Annotated in this window: 21 protein-coding genes; 6 read left to right on the forward strand and 15 right to left on the reverse strand. The window is 63.1% G+C overall.

Annotation, left to right across the window (positions count from 1 at the left end; all coding sequences use genetic code 11):
• Nucleotides 1-54 precede the first annotated feature (54 nt).
• A complete protein-coding gene (locus NKI29_RS14310; protein ID WP_352571998.1) occupies nucleotides 55-654 on the reverse strand; it encodes a tetratricopeptide repeat protein in 600 nt (199 codons plus the stop codon).
• A 94-nt stretch (nucleotides 655-748) separates the two neighbouring features.
• Entirely contained in the window at nucleotides 749-874 is a 126-nt protein-coding gene (gene ykgO, locus NKI29_RS14315) for a type B 50S ribosomal protein L36 (RefSeq protein ID WP_006203764.1), read from the reverse strand.
• Nucleotides 875-1,107: 233 nt separating this feature from the next.
• Here ykgO and NKI29_RS14320 point away from each other — a divergent pair, with 233 nt between their 5' ends.
• Nucleotides 1,108-1,530 carry a lysozyme inhibitor LprI family protein gene (locus NKI29_RS14320; protein WP_352783194.1) on the forward strand — a complete coding sequence of 141 codons (423 nt, stop codon included), beginning with the start codon at nucleotides 1,108-1,110 and terminating at the stop codon, nucleotides 1,528-1,530.
• A gap of 92 nt (nucleotides 1,531-1,622) precedes the next feature.
• On the opposite strand, the gene NKI29_RS14325 is transcribed toward NKI29_RS14320, so the two are convergent.
• From NKI29_RS14325 to NKI29_RS14380, 12 genes are all read right to left on the reverse strand, one after another.
• On the reverse strand, nucleotides 1,623-2,699 hold the full coding sequence (locus NKI29_RS14325) for a 5-(carboxyamino)imidazole ribonucleotide synthase (protein ID WP_352621519.1): 1,077 nt from the start codon (nucleotides 2,697-2,699) through the stop codon (nucleotides 1,623-1,625).
• Nucleotides 2,696-3,193, reverse strand: a complete 498-nt coding sequence (purE, locus tag NKI29_RS14330) for a 5-(carboxyamino)imidazole ribonucleotide mutase (protein WP_023678468.1) — start codon at nucleotides 3,191-3,193, stop codon at nucleotides 2,696-2,698. The genes NKI29_RS14325 and purE overlap by 4 nt, the downstream gene beginning before the upstream one ends.
• Before the next feature lie 124 nt (nucleotides 3,194-3,317).
• Nucleotides 3,318-4,151, reverse strand: coding sequence for an anti-sigma factor family protein (locus NKI29_RS14335; RefSeq protein WP_352796545.1), 834 nt, complete (start codon nucleotides 4,149-4,151; stop codon nucleotides 3,318-3,320).
• Entirely contained in the window at nucleotides 4,148-4,708 is a 561-nt protein-coding gene (locus NKI29_RS14340; protein WP_051406172.1) for a sigma-70 family RNA polymerase sigma factor, read from the reverse strand. Before NKI29_RS14340 ends, NKI29_RS14335 begins: the two co-directional genes overlap by 4 nt.
• A gap of 25 nt (nucleotides 4,709-4,733) precedes the next feature.
• Nucleotides 4,734-4,976, reverse strand: coding sequence for a cupredoxin domain-containing protein (locus tag NKI29_RS14345; protein WP_502896695.1), 243 nt, complete (start codon nucleotides 4,974-4,976; stop codon nucleotides 4,734-4,736).
• Nucleotides 4,977-5,092: 116 nt separating this feature from the next.
• Nucleotides 5,093-6,040: a metallophosphoesterase family protein gene (locus NKI29_RS14350; protein ID WP_352796548.1), complete on the reverse strand. Its 948-nt coding sequence runs from the start codon at nucleotides 6,038-6,040 to the stop codon at nucleotides 5,093-5,095.
• 165 nt (nucleotides 6,041-6,205) lie between these two features.
• Nucleotides 6,206-7,411 carry an aminotransferase class V-fold PLP-dependent enzyme gene (locus NKI29_RS14355; protein ID WP_352571993.1) on the reverse strand — a complete coding sequence of 402 codons (1,206 nt, stop codon included), beginning with the start codon at nucleotides 7,409-7,411 and terminating at the stop codon, nucleotides 6,206-6,208.
• Between the two features lie 23 nt (nucleotides 7,412-7,434).
• The gene (locus NKI29_RS14360; RefSeq protein ID WP_023678474.1) at nucleotides 7,435-7,896 is read right to left on the reverse strand and encodes a RidA family protein; all 462 of its coding nucleotides are present in this window, start codon (nucleotides 7,894-7,896) and stop codon (nucleotides 7,435-7,437) included.
• 34 nt (nucleotides 7,897-7,930) lie between these two features.
• Nucleotides 7,931-8,725, reverse strand: a complete 795-nt coding sequence (locus NKI29_RS14365; RefSeq protein WP_023678475.1) for an amino acid ABC transporter ATP-binding protein — start codon at nucleotides 8,723-8,725, stop codon at nucleotides 7,931-7,933.
• A 4-nt stretch (nucleotides 8,726-8,729) separates the two neighbouring features.
• Nucleotides 8,730-9,380 (reverse strand): amino acid ABC transporter permease, encoded by a 651-nt coding sequence (locus NKI29_RS14370; RefSeq protein WP_023678476.1) that lies wholly within the window; start codon nucleotides 9,378-9,380, stop codon nucleotides 8,730-8,732.
• A 1-nt stretch (nucleotide 9,381) separates the two neighbouring features.
• Nucleotides 9,382-10,047 (reverse strand): amino acid ABC transporter permease, encoded by a 666-nt coding sequence (locus NKI29_RS14375; RefSeq protein WP_023678477.1) that lies wholly within the window; start codon nucleotides 10,045-10,047, stop codon nucleotides 9,382-9,384.
• A gap of 66 nt (nucleotides 10,048-10,113) precedes the next feature.
• Nucleotides 10,114-10,995, reverse strand: coding sequence for a transporter substrate-binding protein (locus NKI29_RS14380; RefSeq protein WP_352454853.1), 882 nt, complete (start codon nucleotides 10,993-10,995; stop codon nucleotides 10,114-10,116).
• A 128-nt stretch (nucleotides 10,996-11,123) separates the two neighbouring features.
• Here NKI29_RS14380 and NKI29_RS14385 point away from each other — a divergent pair, with 128 nt between their 5' ends.
• Complete coding sequence (locus tag NKI29_RS14385) at nucleotides 11,124-11,927, forward strand: IclR family transcriptional regulator (protein WP_352571992.1); 804 nt, start codon at nucleotides 11,124-11,126, stop codon at nucleotides 11,925-11,927.
• Nucleotides 11,928-11,961: 34 nt separating this feature from the next.
• Here the strand turns inward: NKI29_RS14385 and NKI29_RS14390 are convergent, their stop codons facing one another.
• Nucleotides 11,962-12,165: a YdcH family protein gene (locus NKI29_RS14390; protein WP_023678480.1), complete on the reverse strand. Its 204-nt coding sequence runs from the start codon at nucleotides 12,163-12,165 to the stop codon at nucleotides 11,962-11,964.
• A gap of 239 nt (nucleotides 12,166-12,404) precedes the next feature.
• On the opposite strand from NKI29_RS14390, the gene NKI29_RS14395 reads away from it, so the two are divergent.
• The 4 genes from NKI29_RS14395 to NKI29_RS14410 all read left to right on the forward strand — a co-directional run bounded on the left by NKI29_RS14395 (nucleotide 12,405) and on the right by NKI29_RS14410 (nucleotide 16,258).
• Nucleotides 12,405-12,584: a YdcH family protein gene (locus tag NKI29_RS14395; protein WP_023678481.1), complete on the forward strand. Its 180-nt coding sequence runs from the start codon at nucleotides 12,405-12,407 to the stop codon at nucleotides 12,582-12,584.
• Nucleotides 12,585-12,788: 204 nt separating this feature from the next.
• A complete protein-coding gene (ispG, locus tag NKI29_RS14400; RefSeq protein WP_352571991.1) occupies nucleotides 12,789-14,042 on the forward strand; it encodes a flavodoxin-dependent (E)-4-hydroxy-3-methylbut-2-enyl-diphosphate synthase in 1,254 nt (417 codons plus the stop codon).
• 4 nt (nucleotides 14,043-14,046) lie between these two features.
• Nucleotides 14,047-14,901, forward strand: coding sequence for a lytic transglycosylase domain-containing protein (locus NKI29_RS14405; protein WP_352571990.1), 855 nt, complete (start codon nucleotides 14,047-14,049; stop codon nucleotides 14,899-14,901).
• Nucleotides 14,902-15,061: 160 nt separating this feature from the next.
• Nucleotides 15,062-16,258 (forward strand): phosphoglycerate kinase, encoded by a 1,197-nt coding sequence (locus tag NKI29_RS14410; RefSeq protein WP_352571989.1) that lies wholly within the window; start codon nucleotides 15,062-15,064, stop codon nucleotides 16,256-16,258.
• Nucleotides 16,259-16,320 lie beyond the last annotated feature (62 nt).

The following is a 16,320-nucleotide window of genomic DNA, read 5'->3' on the forward strand; positions in this document are numbered from 1 at the left end:
TCTGCACCTCTCACATACTACCTTACTCCCCTATTCCCCTACTCCCTACTGGTCTCAAATGCCTTCGCCGGCAAGCTCCTCGGAAAGTGCGGCGACCTGGTCCTGGGCGCTGCGCATCATTGGGTAGATGCCAAGCACGCGCTGCCAGGCCTCGAGTGCCGACTGCTTGTGGCCGGTTTCGGCCATGATCTGAGCCAGGCCCGAAAGCGCGCCGAAATGGCGTGGTTCGAGCTGCAGGGTGCGGTCGATGTCCGCCATCGACTTCCCGTAGTTCTTCATCATGAAATGAACAGTGGCGCGCCGGTTCCAGCCTTCCGCATAGGTCGGCTGCAAAGTCACCACCTGATCGAGGAAATCGAGTGCAACATCGAATTTCTGGTTTTCGATCGCCTTCTGCGACCATTGCATCATCAGGTCGATAGAGGCGCTGCCCGACTGGGACCACTCGCTGCCGATCCGTCCGGCGATGCGCTCGGCCGCCCTTTCATTGCGTTCGCGCTTGAGATCGGCAAACAGCTGATCGAGCCGCGCCTGTTTCGTCTTGACGACCGGAGGTGCTGTCGGCGGTGTTGTGGTCGGATCTTCAGCCCACGCCGGCAGCGAGACAGCGCCGGAAACGAGGAAAGCCGTGAAAAATGCAAAAAGAATCCGCATCGCGGGAATCTAGCCCCCGACGCCGGATCGTCAAACTGAATTTAGCGTGAGAGTCGTATCATGCGAACGGAGGCGCGCAGCCTCCGTCGAAAACTCAACCCTGGCGCGCCTTGTAGCGCGGCGCGGTCTTGTTGATGATGTAGATGCGGCCCTTGCGACGAACCAGCTGGTTGTCGCGGTGACGCGCCTTCAACGCCTTGAGCGAATTCTTGATCTTCATGGTCTTGCCCGTCGGTCTGGGCCCGGTCACGGGCCGAATTATTAAGGCGCGCCCACAGACGCGCCTTTGAACTGTGCGTGGCTCATAGACGAGGAGCGTTGCCCGTGTCAACCGCAAGCGCGTTGCCTAAACGATACGGACCGTTTCGTATCATCAAATCCGCCACTGGCGTCTTGCGGCGTTGCGCAGGCTTGAGACGGCTGGAATGATGCGGTTGCGAATTGGAGATCGTCATGCGCCGAATTCTTGTGTCCGCCTGTCTTGTCGTCCTCGCGCCAGGTTCTGTTGCCTATGCGCAGGAATGCGACCGCAACGACGACAGCCAGCAGATGATGAACATCTGCGCCGACGCGGACCACAAATCCGCCGACGCCAAGCTCAACAAGGCCTACCAGGATCTCATCGGCGGAAGTGACGCAAAAGCCAGGAAGCTGTTGCAGACGGCGCAGCGCGCCTGGATCGCTTTTCGCGACGCGGAATGCAGCTATTCCGCCGCGGACAGCGAAGGCGGCTCGATCTATCCGATGCTGATATCGGAATGCCTGACGCGGCTGACCGACGATCGCACCAAGCAGCTCACCGCCGATTCGACCTGCGCGGAAGGCGATGTGAGCTGCGCCAGCCCCGACGAGGACGAGAGCGGCGAAATCCAGTAAGCGTAGGTTCTAACTTTGTGTTTGAGCATGATCTTTTCCGAAATCCGGATTCCACTTTTCGCTAGCGCGGACCTTCGGTTCGGGATCATGCTCTAGCTGCGGCGGCTCACGCGCGTAAAATGGCCCATCTTGCGGCCGGGCCGCGCCTCGGCCTTGCCATAGAGGTGCAGCATCAGATCGGGCTCGGCGAGCAGCTCAGGAACGCGCCTGACATCGTCGCCGATCAGGTTTTCCATGACGCAGTCGAACTGCCGGGCGGGATTTCCCAGCGGCAGGCCGGCGACGGCGCGGATGTGCTGCTCGAATTGCGAGATGGTGCAGGCGGCCTCCGTCCAGTGGCCGGAATTGTGGACGCGCGGCGCTATCTCGTTGGCCAACAGCGAACCGTCGGCAAGGACAAAGAATTCGACGCCGATGACGCCGACATAGTCGAGCGCTGCAAGGATCTCTGCCGCCGCCGTTTGAGCCGCAGCCGCCGTTTCGGATTTTACTCCGGCCGGCAGCGTCGAGCTGTGAAGAATACCGTTGCGATGGACATTCCACGCTGGATCGTAGGCGGCGAGCGAGCCGTCGCTGCCGCGCGCGGCGATCACCGAAATCTCGCGCTCGAAGGTGACGAAGGATTCCAGGATCAACGGCACGTTGCCCATCGCCTCGCAAGTGCCGGCAAAGCCGCCTGTTTCCATGTTGCGGAAGACACGCTGGCCCTTGCCGTCATAGCCCATGCGGCGCGTCTTCAATATGCCGCTGCCGTTGAACTGTTTCAGCGCAGCCGTCAGTTCCTCGTCATTGTCGACGGGGCTGAAATCCGCGGTCGGTATGCCGATGCCGTTGAGGAATTTCTTTTCCGCCAGCCGGTCCTGCGCCACTTCCAGGGCGCGTGCCGGCGGATAGACCGGCACCGTAGAGGCAAGTGCCGCGGCGGCCGCGACCGGTACGTTCTCGAATTCATAAGTAACGACGGCACTGGCCGCAGCCAGCTCGCTAAGCGCGGCCGCGTCGTCATAGGCGGCGACGATCTGCCGGTTGGCGACCTGTGCCGCCGGGCAATCCGGCTGCGGCTCCAGCACGACGATGCGGTAGCCGAGGCGGGCCGCGGCCATCGCCAGCATGCGGCCAAGCTGGCCGCCGCCGATGATGCCGATGCTCGATCCCGCCGGCAGGCTCACGGCGCGTCCGTGGGCTCGGCGGCCACCTTGGCGGTCTGCGCGGCGCGCCAGCTATCCAGCCGGGCGGCGAGCTTTTCGTCGCTCAGCGCCAGCACCGCGGCGGCCAGAAGGGCAGCGTTGGCAGCGCCGGCCTTGCCGATGGCCAAAGTGCCGACCGGAATGCCGGCCGGCATCTGCACGATTGATAGCAGCGAGTCCTGGCCCGACAGCGTCTTTGATTCCACCGGCACGCCGAACACCGGCAGCGGCGTCATCGCCGCCGTCATGCCGGGCAGATGCGCCGCACCGCCGGCACCGGCGATGATCACCTTGTAGCCGGCCGCCTTGGCGCCCTTGGCGAAGTCATAGAGCCGGTCGGGCGTGCGGTGGGCCGAGACGATCAGGCGCTTGTGCGGAATTCCAAGCGCCTCAAGCGTTTCGGCGGCGTGGCGCATCGTCGCCCAGTCGGACTGGCTGCCCATGATGATGGCGACGTCGGCGCGGTGATCGTCCAAGCTTCTGCTCTCCGGCGGCAAAAGCGCGCATTAGCTGAAATCGAGGGGAGCCGCAAGGATGGCCGGAAACGGCAAAGCCGCTTGTGCCGTCTCCGTGGCTACGCACATGGACAGGGGCGGTCTGTCATCGGGCGGCCGCTGCTCGGAAGCGGTTGACGAAGTCGTCAAGTTCAGGCCGTTCGGTATCGGAAATCGCCCAGTAGGAAAAGGCGCTGTCGCTCCAGTGGACCAGCGAGAAGCCACCAGCAGAAAGATCGACCGGTCCGGCTGTCGAGCCGGTTTCCTCGGGCGCGGCGACGAGAGTGATCAGGTGCTCGCGGTGCCTGTAGACCAGTGCCGGCACTGGCTGGCCGGCGATCACCTCGACCCGGCCGCCGAGCAACGCGAAGCCGTCACTGGCAAGGTCAGGTGCCGGCGGCGACAGGCCGACCCTGCCATCCAGCCAGGGTTTGACCGTGTGCCGGTCCGACGAGACGACGTCCACGGGGCTGGCTGCCAGCAGGCTGCGGCGATGGCCGCTGGCGACCGCGGCGGCAAAGCTGTCGGGCGCCCTGCTCAGCATCATCCATTGCGTCGCGCCGCTGGCCAGCACGGCGGTAACGATGATCGACGCCGCCAGCGCGCGCCAGTCGAACGCGCCAAATCGGTGCACCGCTCTGTGTGCCGGCGGCACTCGAGCGGCGGGCGCCGGCGCCGGCAGCACTTTCTCCGTACCGGCTGTCCCGATTGCAGCGATGCGAGCCTTGAAATCCTCACGGACATCGAGCCTCGGCAGCCCGCTGACGACCGTCTGCAGCGCAGCGATGCGGGCATGCTCGGCGGCGAGCGCCGGATCGGCCGCGATGCGTCGCTCGACAGCCAATGCTGCTGCTGCGTCGAGCTCGCCATCGACCAAGGCATGGATCATCAGCTCCACGCCCGCCGGGTCATCGGGCAGTCCATCGTTGTGCGCGCTCATGGCGCCCTCCCAAGTTGGGATATCAGCAGACCGCGCGCCCTCGCCAGCCGCGACATCACCGTGCCTAGCGGCACGCCAAGCAGCGTCGCGATCTCGCGATAGCTGAGGCCGTTGATGTCGCGCAGCACCACAGTCTCGCGAAATTGGTGCGGCAGCGCGGCGATCGCCGCCTCGAGTGCGGCCGCGTCGGCCTTGGCGATCAGGCTTGCCTCAGGACTATCCGTATCCGGCAGGCCGGCGCCATATGCAGCCGTCATGTCATCGAGGTCGCTCAGGTCGCCGACGGCGACGATACTGCGCGGCCGGTTGCGCGCCAGCCAGGAGTAAGAGGCGTTGCGCACGATCGCCAGCAGCCAGGCGCGCGCATTGCCGCCGGCATAGCCGGCGATGCCCGCATGCGCCTTCAAACAGGCCTCCTGCACCACATCCTCCGCGTCGGCGGCGTTGCCGGTCAGCCAGCGGGCAAGCGCAAGCGCATCCGCGAGATGGGGCAGAACCACCTCGCGAAAGCGCTCGGTCGCGGCCTCTTGGTTCAACACCGTCGCATCGCCCGGCATCCCGGACAGAACCTTCCGAAAATCCTCACGGAGCGACGGTGATCCTGCCCTGCATGTGCGGGTGAAGCCCGCAGAAATAGGCATAGTCGCCCACTTTGGTGAAGGTGAAGGCATATGTGTCACCGGTGTCAAGCGCCTTGGAGCGAAACGAGGCATCGTTGGCGACCACCAGATGCGGGATGTCGTCGTCATTCTCGAAGGTCACGGTAGTGCCCTGCTTTACCGTCAGCACCGCCGGTGTGAAGGCAAAGTTCTCGATCTTGACCATTGGCTGGTCTGCTGCGTTCAGTGGCATGGCAACCATTATCAGGATCGCCGCCAAACCGAACGTGACAGGGGATACGACCAAGACGCGGGATGGGAAGCGGATCATCGCATTTCCCCTCAGGCCAGCGTGCTGTCGATGATGGCGAGGTCCTGCCCGCCTTGCTTGACTGTCACGCTGCTTGTGCCGAGCAGGCTGCGCAACTGGCCGGCAGGTACCGTCATCGGCCCGGGTGAGGCTGCGGTGCCCGGCGCCGGTTGCGGGAAAGCGGTCGAGCGCGCGGTATGAAAGGTAACGTTGCCTTCGACCTTCTGCATGATCTGGTGGATATGGCCGTTGAGTACGGTGACAGAGCCGAAGCGATTGAGCAGGGCCAAGGCCTGCGCCGCGTCGTCGGTGCCCCAGCCCCATTCGGGATAAACAGCCCATAGCGGGATGTGGGCAAAGACGACGATTGGCGTCGAGGCGGTGACCGCCTTCAGATCATCGGCCAACCATGCCAACTGGTCGGCGCCGAGATTGCCCAGCCCGCCAGCCTTCAGGTTGACGACGTTGACCAGCCCGATGAAATGGACGCCGTTCTGGTCGAACGAATACCAGCCAGCGCCCTTGGTGCCCTTGCCGTAGCGGTCGAGATAGGCCTGGCCATTGCCGTCATCGATCAGGTCGTGCTCACCGGGCACATAATGCACGTCGAAGCCTGCGCCGCCGATGATCTGGGCAGCGTTGTCGAACTGCGCGGCTTTCGACAAATGGGTGATGTCGCCGGTGTGGATCATGAAAGCGGGCTTTTGCGGCAACGCCTGGATCTTGCCGATGGCCTCCTTCAGCGTGTCGATGGCGTGCGGGTTGGCAGCCTTGTCGAAGCCGATGTGGCTGTCGGAGATCTGGAGGAAAGTGAAGCCGGTGGCCAAGGCCTCGGCGGCTTGCGACGCACCGAGCAGGCTGAGCGAAACCGGCACGCCGGCCGAAATTGTCCACAGCACTCCCGTGCCGGCCCAGATCATGCATTCCAGTGCATGACGGCGGCTGATGCCGTCAGCTTCATTGTCGTGGTGGTGGGTCATACCGGTCTCCTGCACGCCGGAAATGGCGTCTGTTTGGGAGACCAATGGGCGGGGTGGTTTATTCCGCCCGAAGACTAAAAGTTCATTCACACTGCCGTGATGGCGCACTGGCCCGATGCGAAGCCGGCGCTGGAAGGCACTGGCTCGACCACGCTCTGGCGATGTCTAGTCCGGCCAGCGCAGCGCTCCGGCGGACTGCTTGCGAGCGGGTTTCATCGCATCCGCGGGCCGATCGGCAGCACTCAACACCGCCCGCAGGCGTTCGGCAACGATCTCCGCCTCGCCGGGATGGAGATTGCACGGATCAAGGAAGAAGTGACCGCGCTCGACCTCGTGGTTGCGCACGAGCACGGGCGGCGAACCCGCCGCAAGCGCCGAGGCGAGGCCGGCGGCGGTGAAGCGGCTTTCCGGCGCAACAAACACCTGCAGGCGGTCGAGAGGATTTCCGGTCGGATCTGGAATGACACGTGCCTCGATGCCAGGCAGGCCCTGCAATGCGGTTTGCCACAGATGCAGTGCGGCTTCTTCCCGCTGGCGAATGCCGGCATGGTCGCGCCGCTCCCAGGCTTCCAGGGCCGCCATAGTGCCGGCAATGCTCTCCTTGCCGACTTTCATGGCGCGCGCAACGCCCCGGTTCTGGAGATAGGCGGCCCGTACCAGATCCTTGCGGCCGGCAACGATGCCGCTTGTCGGCCCTGAGAGAAATTTGTGCCCGCTGTAGACAACAATGTCGGCGCCGCGCGCCAGAAAGCCACGCAAATCGTATTCCGAGGCGGCGTCGACGATCACCGGCACGCCCTTGGCGTGGCAAATCTCGCAGAACTCCTCAAGCGAGAGCATGCCGTATTGCACGGTGTGGTGCGCAACGACGTAGAGGGCTGCCGCCGTCCGGTCCCGGATCGCCTCGGCAACATGATAATCCTGGGTGACGCTGACCGTGCCGGCAGGCACTGCCTTGGCTCCGGCAAGCCGGATCGACTGGTCGATCGGCGCGCCATAATTGACGATGTGACCAAGCTGAACGATGACCTCCGATTTGAGGCCCTCGGTGTCGTCCGGCAGCCGCTCGATCGCAAGAAGGCTGGTCCCGGTCATCGCGCCGGCAATCGCCATTGTTATGCCGCTGGCGCAGCATGCGGTGATGAAGCCGGCCTCGCCGCCGGTAAGGCGTGCAATCACCCTACTTGCGGCGCGCTGCAGATCGTCCATCTCGACCCATTGCGAGGCCATTTCCGACATTGCGGCAATCGCTTCTGGCACGATGATCGAAGCACCGAGTGCCGTCATCGTGCCGGAGACATTGATGATTGGGCGAAGGCCAAGCCGTTCGCGGATTGTCGTGTTGGAACGGTCAGCGGCATAGGTCGTCATCTCTGTAGATCCTGTTTAAGATTTCAGGCGGCGATCTCGACGACCGCCTCGATTTCAACTGTGATGTTGCCCGGCAGCGAGCCGACACCGATCGCGGAACGGGCATGTCCGCCAAGCGTATCAAAGACGGCCGCGAAAAGATCGGAACAGCCGTTCACCACCTTGGGGTGCTCGCTGAATGTCGGCGTCGCATTGACAAAGCCAAGCAGCTTGACGACGCGCACGATGCGGCCGAGGTCGCCGGCCGCCGCATGCATGACGGCGAGCAGGTTCAGGCCGGTCAGACGCGCATGCCCGTAGGCCTCTTCAACGCTGACATCCTCTCCGACCTTGCCGGTGCAGAGCGCGCCATCGGCGCGCAACGGCCCCTGGCCGGAGAGGAAGATCAGCCGTCCGCTCTCGGCATAGGTGACGAAGTTGGCGATGGGCTTCGGCGGCTCGGGCAGTGTCAGGCCCAATTCCGCGAGCCGGATGTAAGGCGTCATAAAAGCTCCTTGCGACAGCTTTCGCCGTCCGATGTCAAAAATGCGAGGCGCGAAACCGCGCCAGGAAACTGCGAAGGCGTTCATTGTCGAACCCCGCCGCCAGAATCTCGGCGGGTGGTCCGACGGCACTGACGCCGCCATCCGCCATGAAAACGATGCGGCTCGATGCGTCGCGCGCAAAAGCCATTTCATGCGTGACCATCAGCATCGTCATGCCGTCTTCGGCGAGGCTGCGCACGACCTCGAGCACCTCGCCAACCAGTTCGGGGTCGAGCGCCGAGGTTATCTCGTCGAGAAGCAATATCTTCGGCTCCATCGCCACGGCGCGGGCGATGCCGACGCGCTGCTGCTGGCCGCCGGAAAGCTCGGCCGGCAGACTGTCGGCTTTGTGGGCGAGGCCTACGCGGCCGAGCCAGTGCTCGGCAATGGTGCGGGCCTCGGCATTGCTCTTGCCGCGCACCTTGCGCAGGCCAAGCATGATGTTGCCGGCCGCAGTCAAATGCGGAAACAGATTGAAGCTCTGGAACACCATTCCGGTCTCGGCTCGCATCGCCGCCAGGTCGCGCTCGCTGCGTCGCTGGCGTGTTCCCGTCTCGCGATAGCCGACTTCTTTGCCGTCGATACGGATCGAGCCGCTGTCGTAGCTCTCCAGGAAGTTGACGCAGCGCAGTAGCGTGGTCTTGCCGCTGCCGGAGGGGCCGATGATAGTCACGACCTCGCCGCGTGTCACTTGCAGGCTGACGGAGCGCAGGACCTCGACGGATCCAAAGGCTTTGGAAACCTCGGTGACATCGAGAAGTGCCGGATTCTGGTGCGAGGCGTTGGACATCGTGCTATTCCCGGATGAAGGAGAAACGCCGCTCCAGGCGCCGGCTGGCCAAGGAGAGGGCGTAGTTGACGGCGAAGTAGACGAGCGCACCGAGAATGTAGAGTGGCATCGCCTCATAGGTGCGGCCGATGACCTGGTTGATTGCCTGCATGAGGTCGGTGATGCCGAGCAGCGAGACCAGCGCGCTGCCCTTCACCGCGTCGGTGACGCCATTGATCCAGGGTGGCAGGAAGCGCCTGAACGCCTGCGGAAAAATGACGTAGACCAGCCGCTGGCGAAAGGTCAGTCCGATCGCCATCGCCGCCTCGGACTGACCCTTGGGAATCGAGCCGACGGCGCCCCTGAGATACTCGACGACTTGTGCGGTCTTGAAGAGGGTGAGGGCGAACACGGCCGCCCAAAAGGATTCCAGATGCAGCCCCACCGCGGGCAGGCCGTAATAGACGAAGAAGATCAGCACCAGGATCGGAATGCCGCGTATGGTGTCGCTGAAGATGCGCACTGCCCAGCGCAGCGGAAAAGGACCATAGACAAGGCCGACGCCCATCAGCACGCCGGCGATGAGCGATAACACCACGACCAGCAGCGACACCCACAAGGTTACGGCAAAGCCTTCGGCGAGGAACGGCAAGGCGTAGATGATCTGGCTCAGCATGTCAGCGCGCCGCCTTGAACCGGCGCTCGACGAGCCGCAGCGCGAAAAGCAGCGTGTAGCCGGTCAACAGGTACATTGCCGTCACCACCAGATAGACTTCGACAATGCGGAACGTGTTGAAGTTGATCCACTGGGCGCCATAGGTGAGTTCGGGTACCGAGATGACCGACGCCACGGACGTATCCTTGAAGAGCGATATGAATGTGTTGGAAAGCGCCGGCAGGGTTATGCGCAGCATCGTCGGCAGGCGCACATCGAGCAGCCTTTGCCATGGCGTCAGGCCGATTGCCTTGCCGGCGTCGAGTTGACCGCGCGGCACCGCCTCGAGCCCCGAGCGAAACACCTCGACCAGGTAGGCGCCGCTGTAGAGCGACAGCGTGGCAATGAATGAGGTTTGCGCGCTGTAGGCAATGTCGACCACCGTCGGCAAGCCGTAGAAGACCAGATAGACGAGCAGGATCAGCGGCACGTTGCGGATGAACTCGACATACCCCGCGATGATGGTCCGCACCGCACGTCCGGCCGACACGTACCAGACCGCCAGAACGAGCCCGATGACGATGCCGATCGCGATCGAGATGACGGCCAGTTCGAGGCTTAGCAGCAGTCCGCCCCAGAGCTTGTCGAAATGCCGCCAGATAAGGTTGAAGTTGAGAGTATAACCCATGCGTCCTCGTCATGGAGGGCTGTGATGAGAGAAGGCGGAAGGACGTTGTCCTTCCGCCTGCTTGCATCAAATGACCGGGAAACCGGGATGGCGCGCCGGCGGCTCCTGTCCGAAATAATCCTTGAACGCAGCGTCGTAGAGTGCCGTTTCATGGCCGAACATGGCGATGGTGAAGGTCTGGTTGACGAAGGTCAGCCAGTCGAGGTCGCCCTGCCGCAGCGCGGCACCATAAAGCATCGAGAACCAGCTCTTGCCGGCATCGAAGTACTTATCCGGATTGCGCGAGGCGAGCCAGCGCACCGTTGACAGATCGACCGCGGCGGCGTCGACGCGCTTCGATTCCAAGGCCTGCAGCACGTTGGCCTGCGTGTCTATCTGCATCACCTGCGACTCCGGCAGGACGATATGCACGTTAGCCTCGGCATCGACATTTTGCAGGATGGAAATCCGCGTTGCCGAACCGCCGGCAAGCAGCTTGTCGAAGGTCTTGTTTTCGGCGTTCGGAAGGGTCAGCAAGGCGATGCCTTCGACGTAGTAGGGTCGGGAGAAGTGGATCAGCTGCGAGCGCTGGGCGGTCATGGTCATGAACTGGATGGTGATGTCGACCTTGTTGGTGGTCACGTTCGGAATGCGCTGAGCCGGATCCTGCATGACGAATTCCACTTTGGTCGGATCGTCGAAAAGCCCCTTGGCGAGGATGCGACCCATGGTGATGTCCATGCCTACCAGTTCGCCGGCGTCGTTCTCGAAATGCCAGGGCGCGTTGGTGCTGCCGGTCCCGACGATCACCTTGCCGCGCTCGAGGACGGTGCGCAGCAGGCTGTCCGGCGCTGCCTGGGCCGCCGCTTTCTGAACGTCGACCGCGGTAGCGGCGCTCATCACTCCGGCCGTTGCAAGCCCGGCCATTCCCAGTTTCAGAAATTCACGCCTTTTGGATATGTCGTTCACGGCGACCTCCTTTCGTGTTGAGTTCCCCTTTGGACCAGCAGTACAGGCATCGGTTGCAACTGACGTCATTGTCCCTTACAAGAGACGCCTGTACTCTGTACAAGACAGATTAACATCAGGGATCGATAATGCAAGATGGCAATGCCTTGGCCGCTCGACCGGACATCGGTCTGGACGAAGACAAGAACTCGGGCTCTCGGGAGAAGGGTCTCAACCGGGTTCTCCAGATTTTGGAGTTTCTCCACACGACCCAGCGTGCGATCGGCATTGGCGACCTTGCCAGAGGGGTGAATGCACCGCGGTCGACGACCTATACGCTGGTGCGCTCGCTGGTCGACGCAGGCCTGCTGGAAATGGCCGGGGACGGCAATCGGGTCTATTTCGGAAAGAAGCTTTATCTCTACGGAATGGACTATGTGCGGGGCAACGACCTGCTTAGGCGAGGGCGCCAGGAAGTCGACCATCTGTCACGCGAGACCGGCGAGACCTCGGAGTTGTGCATGCTGCAAAGCGGCCGCTACACCATCGTCCATTCAAGCCCGGGAACGAGGCCATTCCGGATCAGCTCGGCGACGGGTCTGCAAATACCGCTCCCCTGGACAGCTTCCGGGCGACTGCTCCTCGCCGGCTTCGACAGGGCGGCGATCGAGGATATGGTCTCGGAAGACGATCTCGTGCTGCCGGACGGGCGCAGATTGCAGCTCGATGATTTCATAGACGACATCGCCGTCGCCAAGTCGGCCGGCTACTGCGTCACCTCCGGCCTTGTCGATGCCTACACGAAATGCCTGGCCGCGCCGGTCTTTTCAGCGCCGGGCAGGGTCGAGGCGACGATGTGCCTGGTGGTTCCCATCGATACCTCGACCGAAAAGACCGATGACCTGATAGAGCTGTTGCTCGAGCGCGCCGCGCGGCTTTCGATCGCGGCATAGGCCGCCTTTCCAGCAGGCCAGCGCCGGCGTCCGTTCAAGCGATAATGTCTGGAATGATCTTGTCTTCCAGCGCCATCAGCCTGTCCTTAAGGAAGAGCTTCTTTTTCTTCATGCGCTGGATCTGCAGCGGGTCGCAATTCATGGCGATCATCGCATTGATGGCGGCGTCGAAATCGGCGTGTTCCTGCTTCAGCCGGGAATATTCGAGGCGGATATCTGCCTGTTCCTGATCGGACATTTTTACCGTCTGCACGTCTGCGGCGCCCAAACTATGGGCCTGATTGGGCGGGACCGGGTCTTCTTGCACCGGCGCGCAGCCCATATCACATTTCATATTGGCGTGGAATGCTACCACGCAGCATTCGACATCGGTGCGCGATGGTGGCACACTGTCATTATGCCGTCACAGAAGCGAGCCTGCGGTGGACGTGCCATGACGGCTGCAATCCGAGGAAACCATGAAAGGGAGAACCAATCATGTCTCTTGCATCCCATCTTGATGAGCTGCAGCGGAAACACGGCGACATCGAACGGGAAATCGACGATGCGATGACCCATCCATCGGTGGACGACCTCGAAATCGTGAATCTCAAGCGGCGCAAGCTGGCGCTCAAGGACGAGATTGAAAAACTGAAGGCGAAACCGACGACGCACTGACGCCCTTCCAGGACTAGCCACGCCGCCCGGCGCGTGATTTCTTTCCGGTGGTATGTCTCTATGCTGCCGGAAACGCCTATGGATTTGCGGCAAGCTGCCGTCTTGTTGTTTCCGATTTGCTGGGCCTGCGCGCCAGTCGCCATTGACAAGCCATCTTTGCTCCTCCACCTCATGCCCGGACCTTCAAGATTAAAGGCAGCCGGCATGACCGGATATTTTTCCTCACCCTTCCCGCGCCGCAGGTCGGTCGGTGTCGATGTCGGCGGCGTGATGGTCGGCGGCGGCGCCCCAGTCGTCGTCCAGTCGATGACCAACACCGACACGGCCGATATCGACCAGACGGTCGCGCAGGTGGCGGCGCTGCATCGCGCCGGCTCCGAGATCGTGCGCATAACGGTCGACCGCGACGAAAGCGCTGCCGCTGTGCCGGCCATCCGCGAGCGACTGGAGCGGCTCGGCATCAACGTGCCGCTGGTCGGCGATTTCCATTATATCGGCCACAAGCTCCTGGCCGATCATCCGGCCTGCGCCGCGGCCTTGGCCAAGTACCGCATCAACCCCGGCAATGTCGGTTTCAAGGACAAGAAGGACCGGCAGTTCGCGGCAATCGTCGAGATGGCGATCCGATACGACAAGCCGGTGCGCATCGGCGTCAACTGGGGTTCGCTCGACCAGGAGCTGCTGACCCGGCTGATGGATGACAACCAGGCCCAAGGCTTTCCGCTGACCGCGCAGGAAGTGACGCGCGAGGCAATCGTGCAATCGGCGATCCTGTCGGCCGAAATGGCCGAAGAGATTGGCCTTGCCCGCGAGAAAATCATCCTGTCGGCCAAGGTCAGCGGCGTGCAGGATCTGATCGCCGTCTACACCGAGCTTGCCACCCGTTCCGACCATGCGCTGCACCTCGGCCTGACGGAGGCGGGCATGGGCTCGAAAGGCATTGTCGCCTCGTCTGCGGCCATGGGCATCCTGCTCCAGCAAGGCATCGGCGACACAATCCGCATCTCGCTGACGCCGGAGCCGAACGGCGACCGCACGCGCGAGGTGCAGGTGTCGCAGGAGCTGTTGCAGACCATGGGCTTCCGGCAGTTCGTGCCGATCGTCGCCGCCTGCCCGGGCTGCGGCCGCACGACCTCGACCGTGTTCCAGGAGCTTGCCCAGAACATCCAGGCCGACCTGCGCAAGAACATGCCGGTGTGGCGCGAACAATATCCCGGCGTCGAGAACCTCAAGGTCGCGGTGATGGGTTGCATCGTCAACGGTCCGGGCGAATCCAAACATGCCGATATCGGCATTTCGCTGCCCGGCACCGGCGAGATGCCGACCGCCCCGGTATTCGTCGACGGCAAGAAGGCGGCGACGCTGCGCGGCTCATCGATTGCCGCGGATTTCGAGAAAATGGTCGCCGACTATATCGAACGGCGGTTCGGGCAGCACGACAAAGCCGCGGCGGAGTAGTTGAATGCGGCGTTTGCTCGGCGCGGCGCTGGTTCTCATTTGCGGGCTGATCTGGGCGACAGCCGTTCAGGCCGATCCACCACGGCCCGCCAAAAAGAAGCTGATCGACCAGGTTTGCAACCTGATCGAGGCCCATGCCGACCGGAACGGGCTGCCCAGGGATTTCTTTGCCCGGCTGATCTGGAAGGAAAGCCGTTTCGATCCCAATGCGGTCAGCCCGGTCGGCGCCGAAGGCATTGCCCAGTTCATGCCGGGCACCGCCAGGATACGCGGCCTCACCAATTCGTTCGATATCGAGCAAGCGATCCCGGCCTCGGCAAAATATCTCGCCGAACTGAAGACCGGCTTCGGCAATCTGGGCCTCGCCGCAGCCGCCTACAACGCCGGCGAGACCCGGGTGTCGCGCTGGCTGAATTCCGGCGGCTTCTTGCCGATGGAGACCGAAAGCTACGTTCTGGACGTCATGGGCGAGCCGGCCGACAACTTCACCAATACCGCCTACGCCGGCGTCATCCGGCCGCTCGACAAGAAGGCGAGTTTCGCTGCTGCTTGCCGTGAGCTGCCGGTGATCATGTCCAGAACCGTGCCGATGTCGTCGATCAACATCAAGCCGTGGGGCGTGCAGGTGGCCGGCAATTTCCGCCGCGCCGCGGCGCTCAATCAGTGGAGCAACGTGAAGCGCCGGTTTCCAGCCTTGCTCAGCGGTCGCGATCCGGTGGTCAGCCGGGTGCGCACACCGATCGGCAGGCGCGGCATCTATGCGGTGCGGATCGGCGCCGACACCAAAGCCAAGGCCGACGATATTTGCCAGAAACTGCACAGCGTGGGCGGCGCATGCATCGTGGTGCGCAATCGGTAAGCCATATGTCGGTGCGTTTCGCGCCATCGCTGCCATCTTGTTCCCCGTGGGCACTTCGTCCTCGATACGTGAATCATATTTTCGGTGAACCGTCAGGCAGGTCTTGCATCGTTGTCGATGCGGGGTAAGGTCCCCGCGATTTTTCGCGAAAGGGATCAGCATGGCCGGCTTCAAGACACTGGACGACATCGGCGATATCAGCGGCAAGCGTGTGCTGGTGCGTGTCGACCTCAACGTTCCCGTCACCGAGGGCAAGGTCACCGACGCCACCCGCATCGAGCGCATTGCGCCGACTATTGCCGAGCTCTCCGGCAAGGGAGCCAAGGTCATCCTGCTTGCCCATTTCGGCCGGCCCAAGGATGGACCGGCGCCGGAATTCTCACTCGAACCGATCGCCAAGGCGACGGCGGACGTGCTCGGCCGTCCGGTTGGCTTTGCCTCCGACTGCATCGGTGACAAGGCGGCAAATGCCGTCGCCGCCATGGACAGCGGCGACGTGCTGCTGCTCGAGAACACCCGCTTCCACAAGGGCGAGGAGAAGAACGACCCGGCCTTCACCGAAAAGCTCGCCGCTAACGGCGATATCTTCGTCAACGACGCCTTCTCTGCTGCGCACCGTGCCCATTCGTCGACAGAAGGGCTGGCGCATGTGCTGCCGGCCTTCGCCGGCCGCACCATGGAGGCCGAGCTCGATGCGCTGGAAAAGGGGCTTGGCAATCCCGTCCGCCCGGTTGTCGCCATCGTCGGCGGCGCCAAGGTCTCGACCAAGATCGACCTGTTGATGAACCTGGTGAAGAAGGTCGACGCGCTGGTCATCGGCGGCGGCATGGCCAATACGTTTCTAGCGGCGCGCGGCACCGACGTCGGGAAATCCTTGTGCGAGCGTGATCTCGCGACCACCGCCAAGCAGATCATGATCGAGGCGGCCGAGGCCGGCTGCGCCATCATCCTGCCGGTCGACGGCGTCGTCGCCAGGGAATTCAAGGCGGGCGCCGCCAGCGAGACCGTCGCCATAGCGGACGTGCCGGCCGACGGCATGATCCTTGATGTCGGCGCAAAGACCGAGAAAACCATTGCCGAATGGATCGACCGTGCCGCGACGCTGGTCTGGAACGGACCGCTCGGCGCCTTCGAGATCGAGCCGTTCGACCATGCGACGGTGGCGACGGCCCGGCACGCTGGGGCGCGCACCAAGGCCGGCAAACTGGTTTCCGTCGCCGGCGGCGGCGACACGGTAGCGGCACTCAACCATGCCGGCGTCGCCGACGATTTCACCTATGTCTCGACGGCCGGCGGCGCTTTCCTCGAATGGATGGAAGGCAAGCCGTTGCCCGGCGTCGACGTCTTGAAGCGCTGAGCGCGGCCGCAAGAGCAGCGCGAAGGAGTGCGCCCGCGACTTTCAATCGATTCGCGCTTGTT

Origin of the sequence: Mesorhizobium sp. M0678 (assembly GCF_040320505.1) — a bacterium.
Lineage (GTDB): Bacteria > Pseudomonadota > Alphaproteobacteria > Rhizobiales > Rhizobiaceae > Mesorhizobium.